At 62.9% G+C, this 16,366-nt stretch carries 14 protein-coding genes, 1 tRNA gene and 2 pseudogenes; 11 read left to right on the forward strand and 6 right to left on the reverse strand.

Translation table 11 applies throughout. The annotated features are described in order from the left end of the window. Nucleotides 1-13 precede the first annotated feature (13 nt). Nucleotides 14-643: an invasion associated locus B family protein gene (locus FJ979_RS28890; protein ID WP_140498608.1), complete on the reverse strand. Its 630-nt coding sequence runs from the start codon at nt 641-643 to the stop codon at nt 14-16. Nucleotides 644-868: 225 nt separating this feature from the next. Between FJ979_RS28890 and FJ979_RS28895 the strand changes: the two genes are divergently transcribed. From FJ979_RS28895 to mgtE, 4 genes are all read left to right on the forward strand, one after another. Then, on the forward strand, nt 869-2,689 hold the full coding sequence (locus FJ979_RS28895) for an extracellular solute-binding protein (RefSeq protein ID WP_140584415.1): 1,821 nt from the start codon (nt 869-871) through the stop codon (nt 2,687-2,689). A gap of 71 nt (nt 2,690-2,760) precedes the next feature. Beyond that, on the forward strand, nt 2,761-3,441 hold the full coding sequence (locus tag FJ979_RS28900) for a DsbA family protein (RefSeq protein ID WP_140584416.1): 681 nt from the start codon (nt 2,761-2,763) through the stop codon (nt 3,439-3,441). Nucleotides 3,442-4,055: 614 nt separating this feature from the next. Further along, nucleotides 4,056-5,960 (forward strand): ABC transporter ATP-binding protein/permease, encoded by a 1,905-nt coding sequence (locus FJ979_RS28905; RefSeq protein ID WP_181168624.1) that lies wholly within the window; start codon nt 4,056-4,058, stop codon nt 5,958-5,960. 290 nt (nt 5,961-6,250) lie between these two features. Further along, entirely contained in the window at nt 6,251-7,615 is a 1,365-nt protein-coding gene (gene mgtE, locus FJ979_RS28910) for a magnesium transporter (RefSeq protein WP_140584417.1), read from the forward strand. A 52-nt stretch (nt 7,616-7,667) separates the two neighbouring features. Here mgtE and gor read toward each other — a convergent pair whose 3' ends face one another. From gor to rpiA, 3 genes are all read right to left on the reverse strand, one after another. After that, entirely contained in the window at nt 7,668-9,059 is a 1,392-nt protein-coding gene (gene gor, locus FJ979_RS28915; protein WP_140584418.1) for a glutathione-disulfide reductase, read from the reverse strand. A 118-nt stretch (nt 9,060-9,177) separates the two neighbouring features. Continuing rightward, complete coding sequence (locus FJ979_RS28920; protein ID WP_140584419.1) at nt 9,178-9,774, reverse strand: DUF2059 domain-containing protein; 597 nt, start codon at nt 9,772-9,774, stop codon at nt 9,178-9,180. 22 nt (nt 9,775-9,796) lie between these two features. After that, nucleotides 9,797-10,492, reverse strand: coding sequence for a ribose-5-phosphate isomerase RpiA (gene rpiA, locus FJ979_RS28925; protein ID WP_140515391.1), 696 nt, complete (start codon nt 10,490-10,492; stop codon nt 9,797-9,799). 387 nt (nt 10,493-10,879) lie between these two features. Here rpiA and FJ979_RS28930 point away from each other — a divergent pair, with 387 nt between their 5' ends. From FJ979_RS28930 to FJ979_RS32715, 3 genes are all read left to right on the forward strand, one after another. Continuing rightward, entirely contained in the window at nt 10,880-11,563 is a 684-nt protein-coding gene (locus tag FJ979_RS28930; protein WP_140498617.1) for a phosphoglycolate phosphatase, read from the forward strand. Between the two features lie 374 nt (nt 11,564-11,937). Beyond that, nucleotides 11,938-12,012: transfer RNA gene (locus FJ979_RS28935), tRNA-Val, on the forward strand. Nucleotides 12,013-12,208: 196 nt separating this feature from the next. After that, nucleotides 12,209-12,382, forward strand: a complete 174-nt coding sequence (locus FJ979_RS32715) for a hypothetical protein (RefSeq protein ID WP_181165341.1) — start codon at nt 12,209-12,211, stop codon at nt 12,380-12,382. A gap of 30 nt (nt 12,383-12,412) precedes the next feature. On the opposite strand, the pseudogene FJ979_RS28940 reads toward FJ979_RS32715, so the two are convergent. Then, nucleotides 12,413-12,573, reverse strand: a pseudogene (locus tag FJ979_RS28940) (glutathione S-transferase N-terminal domain-containing protein); the annotation flags it as partial. 114 nt (nt 12,574-12,687) lie between these two features. On the opposite strand from FJ979_RS28940, the gene FJ979_RS28945 reads away from it, so the two are divergent. Together FJ979_RS28945 and FJ979_RS28950 are read left to right on the forward strand one after the other, a co-directional pair. Beyond that, nucleotides 12,688-12,945: a PepSY domain-containing protein gene (locus tag FJ979_RS28945; protein ID WP_140515390.1), complete on the forward strand. Its 258-nt coding sequence runs from the start codon at nt 12,688-12,690 to the stop codon at nt 12,943-12,945. A gap of 161 nt (nt 12,946-13,106) precedes the next feature. Then, nucleotides 13,107-13,583, forward strand: coding sequence for a hypothetical protein (locus tag FJ979_RS28950; protein WP_140584420.1), 477 nt, complete (start codon nt 13,107-13,109; stop codon nt 13,581-13,583). Nucleotides 13,584-13,587: 4 nt separating this feature from the next. Here the strand turns inward: FJ979_RS28950 and FJ979_RS28955 are convergent, their stop codons facing one another. Then, nucleotides 13,588-15,483 carry a murein L,D-transpeptidase gene (locus FJ979_RS28955; protein ID WP_140584421.1) on the reverse strand — a complete coding sequence of 632 codons (1,896 nt, stop codon included), beginning with the start codon at nt 15,481-15,483 and terminating at the stop codon, nt 13,588-13,590. A gap of 224 nt (nt 15,484-15,707) precedes the next feature. Here FJ979_RS28955 and FJ979_RS28960 point away from each other — a divergent pair. Together FJ979_RS28960 and FJ979_RS28965 are read left to right on the forward strand one after the other, a co-directional pair. After that, a pseudogene (locus tag FJ979_RS28960) lies at nt 15,708-15,887 on the forward strand (TetR/AcrR family transcriptional regulator); the annotation flags it as partial. 72 nt (nt 15,888-15,959) lie between these two features. Then, entirely contained in the window at nt 15,960-16,361 is a 402-nt protein-coding gene (locus FJ979_RS28965; RefSeq protein ID WP_140548470.1) for a rhodanese-like domain-containing protein, read from the forward strand. Nucleotides 16,362-16,366 lie beyond the last annotated feature (5 nt).

The following is a 16,366-nucleotide window of genomic DNA, read 5'->3' on the forward strand; positions in this document are numbered from 1 at the left end:
ATGCCCGAACCGATCAGTTCGCGGTCTTCGCCTTGTCCTGCTCTTCCTTGAGCTTCTTGGCGAAGTCCTGGTTGTTCTTGGCGACGAAATCCTGGAGCTTCTTCTGCCGGTCCTCGATGTCCGACTGCTGCAGCGGCGGGCCGTCATAGGCGCCGCTGAAGCCCTGCAGCGCGACCTTGATCGGATTGGGCTGGTTCTGGAAATTGATCGAGGTCAAGGTGAGCGCCTGGCCCTTCTTGAAGGAGGCGACGAGCTGGTCGGTCAGCGGCACTTCCGCCACGCAGCGGTCGGGGAAGCAGACCACATATTCAAGCTTCTGCGTTTTGCCGGTATCGATCTGGAGGCCAATGCCGGCACCAACCAGACGACCGGTCGGAACCGTCACCTGGAAGACCTTGCGGTTCACCTTGCCTTTCAGCTCGATCAGGCTCACGCCGGTGACCAACTGGCCGTTGCCGGCGGTGGTGATGTTCTGCACGTTGCAGATGTCGACGTCTTCCTGCTTTGTGCAAGCCTTGAACCAGCCCTGCGGGATCTGTTGTTGCTGCTGTGCGGAAGCAACGGGAATTGCCGCGCCCAGAAAGCCGATCACGCCAGCGGCCATGACCGACAGGCGGTACGCATTGCTGTTCAGGCTCGTCATGTCGTGCACTTCCTCTCAAATGATCCCGGGGACCCGCTTCTTCGCGCCGTGTGGTCCAGCTACCTGTTGCCGAAATGAGGCAACAGAATGACTTCGGACGGCGTGTTACACTGCAAGCGGTGCCGAATCCAGCCCGCAATCTGCGATTCTTGGCAACGAACATTGGCGGTGCCCCATGCTAGTGTGCGCACCGAATCATCAAGCCGACCCGGTAAGGAGACGGTCATGGGCCGCGTTCTCGTTTGGCTGATCACCGCGACATCATTTTTCGCCCTTTCGCCCCTGCCGGCGGCGTCGGAACCCAGATATGCAATTGCCATGCAGGGTGAGCCGGCCCTGCCGCCCGACTATGCGCATTTCGACTACGTCAATCCCGACGCGCCGAAGGGCGGCAGCATTACCTATTGCGTCGTCGGCAGTTTCGACAATCTCAACCCCTTCATCCTGAAGAGCCTGCGCACCACGGCGCGCGGCATGATGGACACGATCTTCGGCAATCTGGTCTTCGAGCCGCTGATGCAGCGCAATGCCGACGAGGCCTTCACGCTCTATGGCTTGCTTGCCGAGTCGGCCGACATGGATTCCGAGCGCAAGAGCATCGAATTCCATCTCAACCCGAATGCCAAATGGTCGGACGGCCAGCCGGTGACGCCGGAGGACGTGCTGTTCACCTACGATGCCTATACGCAGAAAGGCCGTCCGCCCTACAGCGACCGCATGGCCAGGATTGCCAAGCTTGAGAAGACCGGCGACCACAGCGTGCGGTTCACCTTCAACGACAAGGCCGATCGCGAATTTCCGCTGATCATCGCGCTGACGCCGATCATCCCCAAGCACGCCTTCGACATCGAGACTTTCGACAGGACGACGCTGAAGCCGTTGATCGGCAGCGGCCCCTACAGGATCGCACAGGTGACGCCCGGCCAGCGCATCGTTTTCAAGCGCAACCCGGACTATTGGGGCAAGGATATTCCGGCCAAGCGCGGCTTCGACAATTACGACCAGATCACCATCGAATATTTCCTCAACGCCAATGCCAAGCTCGAGGCGTTCAAGAAAGGCCTTTGCGCCATCGACGACGACAGCGATCCGGTGAAGCGCGAACGCGATCTGGATTTTCCCGCTTTCCATAGGGGAGAGGTGGTTGCCGAAACTTTCGACACCGGTATTCCACCCGTCGTGACCGGTTTCCTGTTCAACACGAGGCTGCCGAAATTCTCGAACCCCGTGGTGCGTCGGGCGCTCGGCATGCTCTACGACTTCGAATGGGCCAACAAGAACCTGTTTGGCGGCAAATACGCGCGAACGATGAGCTACTGGCAGAATTCCGAGCTTTCCGCGCTCGGCCATCCGGCCGACGACAGGGAAAAGGCGTTGCTGGCGCCCTACCCCGGCCGCGTGCCGGCCGACGTCATGGACGGAACCTGGCGGCCGCCGGTGACGGATGGCTCGGGCCAGGACCGCAAGGTGCTGAAGGCGGCTTTCGATCTCCTGAAAAGCATCGGCTACCACCTGCAGGGCGGCACGATGCTCGACCCCGAGGGCAAGCCCTTCGGCTTCGAGATCCTGACGGCCTCGCAGGACGAGGAGCGTCTCGCCGGCATCTACCAGCGCACGCTGGAAAAGATCGGCATCGATGTCTCCATCCGCAGCCTCGACGGCGACCAGATCCAGTCGCGCAAGCAGCGTTTCGATTTCGAGGTGCTGATCGGCTCGAGCGGCTTCAACAATTCGCTCTCGCCCGGCATCGAGCAGATCGGGCGTTGGTCATCCTCCGCCGCCAAGGCTGAAGGTTCGTTCAACCTCGCCGGCGTCGCCGATCCCGCGGTGGACGCTGCGATCGAGGCCATGTTGCGCGCCCGCACCAAGGAGGAATACATCGCCGCCGTGCGCGTTCTCGACCGGTTGCTGATCTCCGGCAACTACATGGTGCCGATGCAGCACAACACGCAGCAATGGATCTCTTACTGGAATTATCTGGACCATCCGCGAAAGACGCCCATATTCGGTTACCAGTTGCCGACCTGGTGGCGAAAGCCGAACTGAGCATGGGCCCGAGGAGTGGAAGCCGGGTTCTCCGTGAAGTGCACGGCACCCAAGACGTTCAGGAGATCGAGATGAGCCAAGCGAATGCGATCACCATAGACGTGGTGTCCGACGTCGTGTGCCCATGGTGCTTCATCGGCCAGAAGCGGCTGGACAAGGCAGTCGCCGCCGCCGGCGAGGTGGATGTGCATATACGCTGGCGGCCGTTCCAGCTTGACCCGACCATTCCGCCGGAAGGCAAGGATCGCCGCGAGTACATGCTGGCCAAATTCGGCAGCGACGAACACATTCGCCAGATCCACGCCCGTATCGAGCCGCTCGGCGAAGTCGAAGGCATTTCCTTCGCTTTCGGCGCCATCGAGGTCGCGCCCAACACGCTTGATGCCCATCGCGTCATCCGCTGGGCCGGTGCGGCCGGCGAGGACGTGCAGAACCGGCTGGTGCGCCGCCTGTTCCAGCTGAATTTCGAGGAGGGCGCCAACATCGGCGATCACGCCGTGCTGGTCGAGGCGGCGCGCGAGACCGGAATGGACGCATCCGTTGTCGAGACGCTGTTGCCGACCGATGCCGATGTCGAGGCGGTTCGCACCGAGATCGCCACCGCGTCGCGCATGGGCATATCAGGCGTGCCATGTTTCCTGCTGGAGGGCAAATATGCGGTGATGGGCGCGCAGGACGTCGACACGCTCGCCGACGCCATCCGCCAGGTAGCCGCCGCCAAGGCGCGTGGCGAACTGGAAAAAGTCGACTGAACCCGATCTTCAACGCAGGATTTTCAAGCAGCCCTCCCCGGGCGTGAGGCAACGCCTGGCCCCGGTGGGATCCGCGATCGTTGGCTTTGCCGGCGTCGCGGCCTGCCCTGACGCCGCCGGTCCGGTCGATCGATGGCTTGCCCAGCGTCTCAGGTCATTTCCGGACCTCCGGCGTGGACATGCCGGCGAGGAATGAGGCGTCGAGGGCGACGTGTTTTCCGGAATTTGATTAGCCTGCAATGAAAAGCCGGCTTGCCGGGCAGGCCAAGCGGGTCACAAATTCGTGCGAACGCCTTCCCTAGGGGAAGGTAGAAACGTCGCGCTCTGATGCCGCGTAATTACCTGACATCACTAGCTTAAACCGGCTTTTCGTCGGCTTTGGCGCGACGCTCGGGAAGCCCAACCTGTTGCCCTGCAGCCACGGCATCCACCTCAATCCCGCTGCCCCCTATAAAAATTAATGGAAAATGATCAATTGGTGTTACCATCCGTAACAATACAAAAAAGGTTTGGGCGGGATTGTGATTCGGGTCGACAGACCACCGCAACTGTCAGGAACAGATGGACTACACAGCGATGCCGCAAGGCGGTCGCTTCTGACCCCGGTTTCCTCGATGCGCAGCTTCTGGGGCCTGATGCGGGCCTACTGGGTCTCGGACCGGTGGAAGGAGGCCTGGACGCTGACGCTGGTGATCGCGCTGCTCACCGCTCTGTCCAGCAAGGCCGGCGTCTGGTTCGCAGAAGCATCCGGAGAACTGGTCAACTCGATCGCCTTCTTCCACGACGCCGCCAACACCACCCCTCTCCAGACGCTTTTGGCCAATGCCGGTATTTTGGTGCTGCTGGTCGTGCTCAAGGACGCCGGCTTCACGGGCATCCGCAATCTTGTCTCGGCAACCTTGCACCGCAAATGGCGCGGTTGGCTCGACAGCCGTTTCAACGAGGCGCTGCTGGACGGCAACCACACCCATTTCCACGCCCAGCATGCCTCGACCGGCAATGGCGCGCCGGCCCCCGACAACATCGATCAGCGCGTCCAGGAATCGATCAAGGACATGACGGGCGGCGCCATCGGGCTGGCCATGGGTGTGCTGGGTGTCGCCACCTCGCTCTATTTCGTCGGCCAGAAGCTGCTCGAGACCTCCGTCGAGGTAAAGGGGCTCGAATTCCTCGGCAGCTATGGCAGCGCCATCCTCGCCCTCCTTGCCGTCGCCATCTATGTGCCGCTCAACACTTGGATCGCGGTAAAGCTCGGTGGCATGCTCGAGCGTCTCAATGTCAGGATGCAGCAGGCCGAAGGCAGTTACCGTGGCGAGCTGACGACATTCCTGCGCCGCAGCTTCCATGTCGCGGCCTCGCGCGGCGAAGGCGTGCAGAGGACCATGCATGGCCGCCTCTATGGCGATATTGACGGCACATGGACGCGGCTCAACATCGTCAACACCGTCTACATGTCGTTCGAGCTGATCTACAATTTCATCGGCGCCCGCATTGTCGCCTATGGACCGGGCCTTGTGCCGTTCATCCACAACGGCTTCGACCTGAAGGGCTACATAACCGGCTCCGAACTGGTCAATTCGCTGATCGGCCAATGTTCGTGGTTCATCCATGTCATGCCCGCCATCGCCACCCTGCGCGCCAACAGCCAGCGTGTCACCGAGTTGGCCAATGCGATCGAGAACGTTCAGCACCCCCAGGAATTCTACAGCCAGAGCGGCCGTTCCGACTTCCGCTACGCCAGCCAGAACCCGGTTTTTGGCTTGACCATCCAGAAGCTTGAACTGGCGCATCAGGGCGAGGACGCAACGCCTTTCCTCGTAGCGGCGAACCTGCGCTTCCGGCGCGGCGAATGGACCTTCCTGAAAGGCGAATCCGGCTGCGGCAAGACCTCGCTGATCAAGGCCATCAACGGCCTGTGGCCCTACGGCCGCGGCACCATCGTCTTCCCCGAAGGGGTGAAGAGTTTCTATGCAGCCCAGGAGGTCAAGCTGCAGCAGGTGACCCTGAAGCAGCTGGTCTGCCTGCCGGGCTCCGAGCACGACCATGGCGACGCGCAGGTCGCGTCCGCGCTGCACAAGGCGGGTCTGGGCGACTTCATCGAGAATATGGGCGACGAAAGCCGCGAAGGCAAAAGCTGGGATCAGGTCCTGTCCGGCGGTCAGAAACAGAAGCTGGTGGTGGCCCGCATCGTGCTCCATCAACCCGGGCTGCTATTCCTGGACGAGGCGACCGGCGCACTCGATCCGGAGGGCAAGGTTGCCTTCCACCAGGCGATCAAGGACAACTGCCCGGATGTAACGGTGATCAGCGTCATGCATGAAGCGGTGGCGCCGCGATCGGTCACCGGCGCCGAGTTCTACCACTCGATCGTCGCGATCGCGGACGGCGTCGCCACCAAGAAGCCGCTGGTGCCGAGCCTGCCTCCCGAGCTCACCACCATTCTCGCACAGCCAGGGCCGGTGCCAAGGCCGGTCGACGACAAATGGCTGCGTTTTCCGCGCCGGCTGAAGCAGAAGTAGCCGGACTCGCCGCGGCATAGGCCGTCCAGCCATTTTACCGTTTCGGCGCGATACGCTTCAGCGATCACAGTCTCGCGACTGGGGCATGTTGCCCGCATTTTCCTCGATCACCTCGATTGACAGGGCAAGGCGAGCTCCTATGTTGCGCCCGCTCGCAGACATCAAACTCGAACCCGCGAGCGGAAAGGTCACCGCGCCATGCCTGGCGACAGTCACAGTCGAACGCAACCGCCGTCCGCCCTGACGTGACCTCGACGGTTCACGTCTTGCCGGACGGCAAGGAGTGAACCATGAACGATTTTTCCCCCGTAGCGGACGACGAGGCCGTCGCCATCGCCCGCGTCCTTGCAAACGACCATGTCGCAGACGTGGTCGAAGCGCTCAACCGCGTGTCGCGCGAAACGGCGACCGAGCTGCTTTGCGAAGTGCCGTTCGAACGGCTGGTCGATATCTTCGACCAGCCGGAGCTCGAGGGCGCGCCAGAGCTGGCGGAGGCCTTGCCTCGCGCCAAGGCGGGCAAGCTGCTTACCGCCATGTCGGTCGATCGCGCTGCCGACATCCTGCGCGATCTTGACGAACCCGCCCGTTCCGAGCTGCTCGGCGTGCTGGCGCCGCCGCTGCGCGCAACCCTGCTCTCGATTCTCGGTTACCCCGAAGGCAGTGCCGCTTCGATCATGACGACGGAGTTCGTCAGCGTGCCCTCGGACTGGACCGTCGGCCGCACGCTCGACTACATCCGCAAGGTCGAGCGGACGCGCGAAACCGTCTACGCCATCTACATCGTCGATCCCCAGACGCATCTGCTCATGCGCTCGACCGGTCTGCGCCGGCTCATCACCGGCGAGCCTGACGATTCGATCCTGTCGGTGGCGCCGGACCGCGTGCCGGTGACCGTCACGCCTTTGACCGATCGCGAAACCCTGGCGCAGACGATTTCCAAATACGATCTGCTCGCCGTTCCCGTCGTCGATCACGGCAAGATCCTCGGCATCGTCACCATCGACGACATCATCGACACGATGATCGAGGAGACGACGGAGGACGTGCATCGCTTCGGCGGCATGGAGGCTCTCGACGAGCCCTACATGAAGATGAGCTTCCTCGCCATGATCCAGAAGCGCGCCGGCTGGCTGTGCGCGCTGTTCATCAGCGAGATGCTGACGGCCAACGCGATGCAGAGCTACGAGAGCGAGCTGGAAAAAGCGATCGTGCTGACGCTCTTCATTCCGCTGATCATGAGTTCCGGCGGCAATTCCGGCTCGCAGGCGACCTCGCTGGTCATACGCGCGCTGGCGTTGCGCGAGATCGGCCTGCGCGACTGGTGGCGGGTGGCGTTGCGCGAATTGCCCACCGGCCTCCTGCTCGGGGCGATACTCGGCGTCGTCGGCATCTGCCGCATCGCGCTCTGGCAGTATTTCGACTTCTACGACTACGGCCCGCACTGGCCGTTGATCGCCGCGACGGTCGGAGCGGCATTGGTCGGCATCGTCACCTTCGGCTCGCTGTCGGGCTCGATGTTGCCGTTCGCCTTGAAACGCATCGGCTTCGACCCGGCCAGCGCGTCGGCGCCATTTGTCGCCACGCTGGTCGATGTCACCGGGCTTGTCATCTATTTCTCGGTGGCGCAGGTGATCCTGCGCGGCACGTTGCTGTAGCAGCTCTCCTAGCTGCGTCGCGGCAAGCACCTTGCCGCGGCGCGTTTGTCCGTCAGTCTACGCGCTCGCCATCCTTCACTCGGTAAGTCGGCTTGTACATGGTCACAAGCTCTTCCGCGGCCGTCGGATGCACGGCCATGGTGCGGTCGAAATCATCCTTGACCAGCCCGGCCTTCAGCGGAATGGCGAGAAGCTGCGCCATCTCGCCGGCATCCGGCCCCAATATGTGCGCGCCGAGTACCTTCTTAGACGCGCCATCGACCACCAGCTTCATCAGCATTTTTTCGTCGCGGCCGGACAAGGTGTGCCGCATCGGACGGAATGCCGCGCGATAGATCTCGATGTCGGGGAAGCGCTTGACCGCCTCGTCTTCCGACAGGCCGACCGTGCCGATCTCCGGCTGCGAGAACACGGCGGTGGCGATCGTGTCGTGGTCGGGCGCGGTCGGGTTGCCCTTGAAGGCGGTCTCGACGAAGCACATCGCCTCGTGGATCGCCACCGGCGTCAGTTGCACGCGATTGGTGACGTCGCCGATCGCCCAGATGTTTTCGATGTTGGTGCGGGAGTACGCGTCGACCTGGATCGCGCCGGTCGCGGTCATCTCGATGCCGATGCCTTCCAGTCCCATATTCTCGGTGTTGGGGATGCGGCCGATGGCGAGCATCACCTGGTCGACCGTCAGCGTCTGGCCGCCGGTGAGCAACGCGTCGAGCCGGCCGTCCGGCCGTTTGCGGATCCATTCCGAGACGGCATGGCAAAGGATCTTGATCCCCTTCTTCTCCATCGTTTCGTGCAGCATGCGCCGCAGGTCCATATCGAAGCGGCTGAGGATCTCCTTGCCGCGATAGACCAGCGTGGTGTCGACGCCCAGGCCATGGAAGATGTTGGCGAATTCGACCGCGATATAGCCGCCGCCTTCGATCATGATCGACTTGGGCAACTGCTTGAGGTCGAAGGCCTCGTTGGAGAAGATGCAGTGTTCGTGGCCGGGCAATGCCGGGTGCGGCGCCGGACGGCCGCCGGTGGCGATCAGGATCTGGTCGGCGGTGACGGTACGGTCCTCGTCCAGAAGATGCACCACATGCGGGTCGACGATCATGGCGCGCGTGTGAAAGGCCTCGCCGCCGGCGCCCTCGACGTTCCTCTTGTAGATCGCCTCCAGACGGCTGATCTCGCGGTCCTTGTTGGCGACCAGCGTGGGCCAGTCGAAACTGGCTTCCGGCACCGTCCAGCCATAGCCGGCGGCATCGGCGAAATGCTCGGGAAATTGCGAAGCATAGACATAGAGCTTCTTCGGTACGCAGCCTCTGATGACGCAGGTGCCGCCGAAGCGATATTCCTCGGCGATGCCGACGCGCTTGCCGAGCGCTGCGGCGACGCGCGCCGCCCTCACCCCGCCCGAACCGCCGCCGATAACGAAAAGATCGTAGTCGTAACCGGCCATTGCGCGGCTCCTTGAGCTTCGGAAAATGTGAGTGACAGGTAGGCCGCAAACCATCAAAAGAAAAGCCCGGACGAGCCGGGCTTCACAGATGGCCGCAGGGCCGTTTGGAATGGCAGGATCAGTTCTGCGTGTCGTCGGCAGGGGCCGATCCATCGGCAGGCGCGGCGCCATCGGCGGGCGCGGCCGCATTAGCAGGCGCTGCCGGCGCTTTCGCCTTGGCCGCCGCGGCCAGCGTTTCACCGACCTGCTGGGCGAGGTCACGAGCAAGCCCGTTCTGCCAGATATCGGCGGCCTTCACCAGGTCGCGCGTCACGGCCGGGCCGCTCTCGAGGAGCTTCTTGCCGGAGTCCGAATTGTAGAAGGTCGCGATGTCGTTGAGTTCCTGTTCGGAAAACACCTTCGCATAGGCAAGGGCCGCTTCCTTCTCCAGGTCGGCCCGGCGCGAGGCAAGCGCCAGCGCCTTCTCGCTGATCGTCTTGGCGATCAGCTCCTGCATGTCGGGGTTCTTTTGGATGAGCTGCGATTCGAGGGCGGCGGCGGCCTGCGGCAGGATGTTGTCGAACGGGTCGGTCGCATGGATCGCGGTGACCGCGGCGCGCGCCGCCTTCAGGTGTGCTTCCGTGACGTCCTGCGAGAACGCCGGCGAAGAGAAGGCGAAGACGGCCGATGCCGCCAGAAGGACGGTCAAGCGGCGAACCCGGTTATGCAACATCATGGTCGATAGAACTCCCTGTTTTTCAGGCGGCATGGACGGTTTGGATGCCATCGCCCCCGGCGATGATGGCCGCTGACGCCAGCCCGATGAAAAGACCGTGCTCGACCACACCGGGAATGGCGTGGAGAGCATTCGATAGCGCTCTTGTATCCGGAATGCGGCCAAAAGATGCATCGAGGATAAAGTGGCCGCCGTCTGTAACAAAAGCCTGGCCGCCCGTCATCCTCAATGTAACCGGACCGGAAAGGCCGAGCCTTGCAGCCGCCTTCCCGATCGCGATTTCGGTTGCGCGCAGGCCGAACGGGTTGACCTCGATGGGCAATGGAAAACGGCCGAGCGTCTCGACCATCTTGGAGCGATCGGCGATGACGATCATGCGAGCGGAAGCCGCCGCGACGATCTTCTCGCGCAGCAATGCGCCGCCGCCGCCCTTGATCAGCGTTAGTGCGGGGTCGACTTCGTCGGCGCCGTCCACAGTGAGATCGAGTTCCGGCGTGTCCTCCAGTGTCGACAGCGGCACCCCAAGCTCGCGGCACAGCGAGGCGGTGCGCTCGGACGTCGGCACGCCGATGATGGTCAGGCCGGTGGCCACCTTGTCGGCAAGCAGCCGCACGAACTCGTCGGCGGTGGTGCCGGTGCCGATGCCGAGCCGCATGCCGTCGGTGACATGGGCAAGGGCCGCCCGCGCGGCTTCGACCTTCAACTGTCTTGCATCCATGCCGCTTTTACCGCCCCGGAACCTGGTGTTTGCGGCTCCTACCATTTTTGCCGGTCCGGTCAAAGCCCTTGCAGCGGCGTAGGTTGATGACGGTCGGCCTCCCGTCAATGGTGTGCCCGCGCGGTCAGCGAGCGATGCGCGGGCAACGTTAATAGGAATTTTTTCTTATATGCCATTGACTGGGTGAAGGCAGTTATGCTACATATTTGCCTATGGTGCAGATTTGCGCCGGGACCCGCCGCACTGGCGGGTTTTTTCATGGCTGGCGGTTCGTCGCGAATGCCCGGTCCGGGGAGCTTGCTTGCCTGAACGAGCCTGCCCGGCGCTTGCCTTGACGCGCCGCAGCCTTTATCGCCTGCCCATTGCATAAACTACCCAGGATGGATCATGACCCGCCCGATCATCGTGTTTGACCTCGACGGTACGCTGATCGACACAGCGCCGGACCTGCTCGACAGCCTTAACCACAGCCTTGCCGCCAGCGCGCTCGCGGCCGTCGACGAAGCCGGCTTCAGGCGCTTCGTCGGCCATGGCGGCCGCGTCATGATCGAGCGGGCGCACGCCGCGCAGCAGCGGTCGCTCGATGTCGCCGAACACGACCGGCTGCTGAAACTGTTCCTCGACCACTACACCCTCAACATTCCCGGCAAGTCCCGCCCCTACCCCGGCGTCCTCGAGGCGATCGCCCGCTTCGAGAAGGCAGGCTATCTCCTGGCCGTCTGCACCAACAAATACGAGGCCAACTCGCTGGCGCTGATCGAGGCGCTCGGCCTGACCAAACACTTCGCGGCGATTGCCGGACAGGATACCTTCGCCTTCCGCAAACCCGACCCGCGTCACCTCACCGAAACCATCAAGCGCGCCGGCGGCGACCCGCACCGAGCTTTGATGGTCGGCGATTCGCAGACCGACATCGACACCGCGAAAGCCGCCGGCATCCCAGTGGTGGCCGTCGACTTCGGCTACACCGACCGCCACGTGCGCGAATTCGAGCCCTCGGCGGTAATCTCGCATTTCGACGCGCTGACGCTGGACCTGGCTGAGCGGCTGATCGCCGCGGCGCAACATTGAACGGATAGCGGGCGGCCGGGACAGGTTCAATGACAGTTTCCTGTTTGCGGCGGATGCCTCTAATGATCGAAGTCGGCGCCGCCCCTCATCGCCCTGCCGGGCATTTCTCCCCGCACAGAGACGGGGAGAAGGGTCTGGCCGGAACGCTGGCGCCTCCATTGCAACGTTAAAAATTGGCGAAAACGGCGACACAGCCCCCTCTCCCCGTCTATACGGGGAGAGGATGCCGGCAGGCAGGTGAGGGGCGGCGCCGGCGCTTGAAAGAGTATGACGAAACCTGAAGCGATTGCCCCTGTGAGAACGCCGGACACCGCCTTGACTTCCCGCACCGCCCTCCCTTATATCGCGGCTCGCTTGGCCTTCGGGCAACGAGCGGGCGATTAGCTCAGCGGGAGAGCACACCCTTCACACGGGTGGGGTCGCAGGTTCAATCCCTGCATCGCCCACCATCCAACTAAACTGATTTGTTGGATGACTAGGCCCCTCCACTTTGTCCAAAAAAGCTACTGGCGCGTAGGCCAAACAGCTTGGCGCCTCGCCCTTATTGATTTTGGGTTTCCGTCACCATCTGTCGGTTTGTTTGTATGCAAATCAGTTGGGCGACGCTATGGTAGCTTCCTCAACGTCAGATTCTCGGGGGAGAACATGGCAGAACACGCCGTTGAAATCGTCAGGGAAAAGTCGTGGTCGGTTCGCGTGACCGTCAATGGCGTCACCACCACCGTCCCATTCTCAGCCGAAAGTTATGCGCGCTCATACGCCGACGGTCAGGCGTTCCGGCTGGGTGTGCAGGTGGCAGAGCTTAAGCGGTCAGCCTGACGCGTGGGGGTTGAGAAGCCCTCCGAAAGATTGCAGGTAGGCGACGAAAGCCGGATCATGTGGGGCGACGGCGAGCGGGCTCGGCCCGTGCGGGCGAGCAGGTATTCGAGAATCGCGATCGATTCGACCATGATCATCTCGCCGTCTTGTAGCGCCGGGACAAAGCCGGCGGGGTTGATTGCAAGAAAATCGGGAATTGCTCGAGGGCAGTCACAAAGCCGATGCATAGCCTGGCCATCCATCCCGCCTGGGGAACAAACCTCCCCATCACTGAGTTTCCCCCTGTCGAAACTTGAGGGAAAACCATGACCAGATTTCTCGTGGCGACAAGCGTCGCCGTTCTTCTCGGCTCCGGCCCGGTTCTGGCGGCCGACGAAAAACCGCTGCCGCCGCCCAATGCCAAGAAATTGTCTGACATCATCGCCAAGGTCGAGCAGCGCGATGGCTTCCGCTATGTCCAGGAGGTCGACTGGGATGATGGCGCCTATACCGTCACCTACTACACCGCCGACAAGGCGAAGGTCGAAATCACCTATGATCCGGTGACGGCCGAGCCCAGATAGCTTCGTCAGGAGAAACTTGCGGGGCGGGCAACCCGTTCTACGATCCCTCCCGCGGTGATCACCGGTTCCCATCTGAAAATGCCGAGCCTGCGGCGTAAGCCCGCCCTTGCGCCAATGCACCTTTGATGGCTGATTACAGCGGAGCTTCACGGGGGGTATGCATGGCGACGGCCAGGCATGTGTTGAAACGTATCTTGATGGTGCTTGCCGGCTATCTCGTCGCCGCGCTGGTCGGTCTGATCGCCGTTGTCGCGATCTATGCCGTGCTGAGCTCCCTACCCAATGCGCCCCGGTATTTCGACCTCATGGGCGTCTCGCCGATCGCGGCGCTGGTGGTGCCGCCGGTCGGCATGTTCATCTATTTCCTGACGATCGTGCTGACCGGGGTGCAGACATTGGTGTTCGCATTGATCGCCGAATGCTTCTCGTTGCGCGGCTTCTGGCTCCACATGCTCTTCGGCGGGGCGGCGGCGGTCGGCGGCTTTGCCCTGATCTGGCCGAGCGCGCTCGAGGACATGGCCCCGGAGCGCTGGGCCGACATCGGCATCATCGCCGCTGCAGGCCTGGTCGCCGGGCTTGTCTACTGGCTGATCGCAGGGCGCGACGCCGGTTTCCGGCGACCGCTCTCGGCCCGCTGAATTCTCAGCTCGACGGCGAGCGTGCTGCTTCGGTAGCGTCCAGGGCTTGCTTCAACCGCGTGTCCCGGTCGTAGACGTCGTTGAAGTATTCGACCTTGCCGGACATGTCGGGCCATGCGGTGAAATAGGCGACATAGACCGGAATCGTGCGCGTCACATTCTCGGTCGCGTGCCCGTGCTTCAGCTTCTCGGCGATGTAGTCGACCGACGTGCCCAGCACCGCAGCCGCCATGCCGCGCGGGTCCTGCAACCGCACGCAGCCGTGGCTGAGCGCACGCATATCGCGCTGGAAGAACGACTTCTGCGGCGTGTCGTGCATGTAGATGGCGTGCTTGTTGGGGAACAGGATCTTCAATTCGCCCAGCGCATTGGCCTCGCTCGGGAGTTGGCGCACGCTGTAGGGGATGTTCGCGCCATAGCCGCCCCAGTTGACCGCCGAGGACGGAATGCGCTTGCCGCGCGAATCGGTCACCTCATAGCCGGCCCGGTCGAGATAACCCGGATCGCTGCGCAATCTCGGCAGCATTTCGTTGACGATGATCGACTGCGGCACCCCCCAATAGGGATGGAAGTCGACCTGCTTGATCTGGTCGTAGAAGAAGGCGGTCTGGTTGGTGGTCCTGCCGATGACCGCACGGGTTTTCAGCTTTTCCTCGCCATTGTCGATGTAGCTCGCCGTGAAGGCCGGCTGGTTGATGAACACACGCGGGCTGCCGAGGTCGGATGGCAGCCAGCGCAGTTCTTCCAGCGCCACCTGTACCTTGAGCAGCCGGTCGGCCTTGGACGTTCCGGCCAGCGACGCGACGGTGCGCGGTCCGATGACGCCGTCGCCCTTCATGCCTGCCTTTTGCTGCACCGCCTTGATGACCGGGACCAGCTCAGGGAGGTAGACGTCGCTGGTGGCGAGCCGCGACAGCACTTCGCCGTAGGCGCCGCCCATCTCGTCGTCGAGATTGCGCGCGATCAGGCTCAGCAGCTTGGGAAGCTCGGGACTGGTTTCGCCCGGCTTCAGCAACAGCTTGGGATCGACGACGATCTCGTTTTCGGCGCTCGCTTGCAGCGACTCCAGCTCGACGCGCAGCGCCTGGTACTCCGGGTTCTGCGGATGCCGCGATTCGAGATAGGTGCGCACTTCCTGGGTGTGCGCCAGCGTCTTCAAAACGCCTTCCATGTCGAGCGGCTTGGCGGGGAAATCATAGTAGCCGGTCATGCGGTTGGGTTCGACGCGGCCGCTTTGGGCATCATGGACATAGCGAAGCACGCGAGCCGACAGCGCCATTTCGAAGCGCACGAACTCCTTCAAACGTGCAGCGGCGTCACCAGTCGACGCAGCGGCGGTCGGCACGTCGACCGTGTAGTCGGACGGTGCCAGGCCGTAGCTCGCCGCCTCGCCAAGCACCCGCACCGCGTCCTGTGCGCGGCTGTTGGCGTTGGCTCCGGTCACCCAGATGAAATCCGGATTGGCCGAATAATAGGCGATCAGCGCCTTGGCGATATCCGGCTCCGCATAGAGCTCGTAGTCGCTCAGTCCGGCGATTGCCTCGCGAAAGGCGTTGCCGGTGGCTGAGGGCACGAAGGCGGCGTCCTGCGGCGTCGCCGGCTGCGGCGCTGCCGTAAGCGCCGAGAAGTCGACGCGCACGAGCTTGTCGGCTTTGTAGGTGTAGTAGGAAGGGCTGCTGATCTTCACGCTGCCGCCGCCACCACCGCCGGCGGATACGTTGGGGTTCGGCTTGCGCCTTGGTGGCGGAGGAGGAAACTCACCTCGCGGCTCGTGCCTTACGCCGCCGCCGAAAAGCATGTCGAAAAGCCCCTGCGCGCCTGCTTGCGGCGTTCCCAGGGCCAGCGTCGCCACGAGCGCTGCAAGCGGCAACGCGGTAGCTTTGTTTCCCGGCAATTTCATGGTCACCCGCTCCAGCCGCAACCGGCTCCGTTCCGCACGCTCGTGCGTCTTGCCCACCGCATGGCGGATGTAAGACGCGACTATACCGATTCATACCGATTTCGTTAAGCTTTCATAAATTTTGGGGCGGCTGTGGCAGAACGGTTTCACAACATCGTGACGGCCGGAGCGGACACAATCCGCTCCGGCCGTCGAAGCCCAGGGGCGTCGTCAGACCTCGGCGCATGGCCGTGGGCGAATTGCCGAGGAGTTTCGACTGCGAAGCCGCCGCGACCTTTTTCGCGACGGTTCAACACGGCATGTCGATCCAGGCGCGCGACGGTGCTTCGCATGCGGCCCTGTTGGCAACCGTGGAGGGGGCAATGGCCGCCTGGAAGATGATAGCCGGTACCGACGCGGGATGACAAACGCCGGGCGTTGTGCTCGAAATCCGAACGGACGGAGCGCCAGTCTAAACGGGCCGGGAGGATCGGACGGTGAAAAAGGGTTATCGCGAACTGCTGGATGAGGCGAATGCCGAGATCGAAGTGCTTTCGCCCGAGGAAGCGGCAGCCCTGATCGAGGACGAAGGCACCATCTTTGTCGACCTGCGAGATCCTCGCGAGATTGAACGCGACGGCAGGATTCCCGGCGCCAAACATGTCACCCGTGGCATGCTGGAATTCTGGATCGATCCCGAGAGCCCTTACCACAAGCCGTTCTTCGCTTCGGGAAAGAGCTTCGTCTTCTTCTGCGCCGGCGGCTGGCGTTCGGCGCTCGCCACCAAGACCGCGCAGGACATGGGGCTGTCGCCGGTCAAGCATATCCTTGGCGGCTACACCGCCTGGAAGGCGGCCGGACTGCCGGTGGAACCCGGCGAGAAGAAGAAACAGCCCTGATTGCG

It is taken from the genome of Mesorhizobium sp. B1-1-6 (genome assembly GCF_006443035.1).
Lineage (GTDB): Bacteria > Pseudomonadota > Alphaproteobacteria > Rhizobiales > Rhizobiaceae > Mesorhizobium.

Excerpts from the sequence above, each read along its gene's own strand:
- FJ979_RS28890 (WP_140498608.1), bottom strand. The coding sequence starts at position 643 with ATGACGAGCCTGAACAGCAATGCGTACCGCCTGTCGGTCATGGCCGCT.
- FJ979_RS28895 (WP_140584415.1), top strand. The coding sequence starts at position 869 with ATGGGCCGCGTTCTCGTTTGGCTGATCACCGCGACATCATTTTTCGCC.
- FJ979_RS28900 (WP_140584416.1), top strand. The coding sequence starts at position 2,761 with ATGAGCCAAGCGAATGCGATCACCATAGACGTGGTGTCCGACGTCGTG.
- FJ979_RS28905 (WP_181168624.1), top strand. The coding sequence starts at position 4,056 with ATGCGCAGCTTCTGGGGCCTGATGCGGGCCTACTGGGTCTCGGACCGG.
- mgtE (WP_140584417.1), top strand. The coding sequence starts at position 6,251 with ATGAACGATTTTTCCCCCGTAGCGGACGACGAGGCCGTCGCCATCGCC.
- gor (WP_140584418.1), bottom strand. The coding sequence starts at position 9,059 with ATGGCCGGTTACGACTACGATCTTTTCGTTATCGGCGGCGGTTCGGGC.
- FJ979_RS28920 (WP_140584419.1), bottom strand. The coding sequence starts at position 9,774 with ATGATGTTGCATAACCGGGTTCGCCGCTTGACCGTCCTTCTGGCGGCA.
- rpiA (WP_140515391.1), bottom strand. The coding sequence starts at position 10,492 with ATGGATGCAAGACAGTTGAAGGTCGAAGCCGCGCGGGCGGCCCTTGCC.
- FJ979_RS28930 (WP_140498617.1), top strand. The coding sequence starts at position 10,880 with ATGACCCGCCCGATCATCGTGTTTGACCTCGACGGTACGCTGATCGAC.
- FJ979_RS32715 (WP_181165341.1), top strand. The coding sequence starts at position 12,209 with ATGGCAGAACACGCCGTTGAAATCGTCAGGGAAAAGTCGTGGTCGGTT.
- FJ979_RS28945 (WP_140515390.1), top strand. The coding sequence starts at position 12,688 with ATGACCAGATTTCTCGTGGCGACAAGCGTCGCCGTTCTTCTCGGCTCC.
- FJ979_RS28950 (WP_140584420.1), top strand. The coding sequence starts at position 13,107 with ATGGCGACGGCCAGGCATGTGTTGAAACGTATCTTGATGGTGCTTGCC.
- FJ979_RS28955 (WP_140584421.1), bottom strand. The coding sequence starts at position 15,483 with ATGAAATTGCCGGGAAACAAAGCTACCGCGTTGCCGCTTGCAGCGCTC.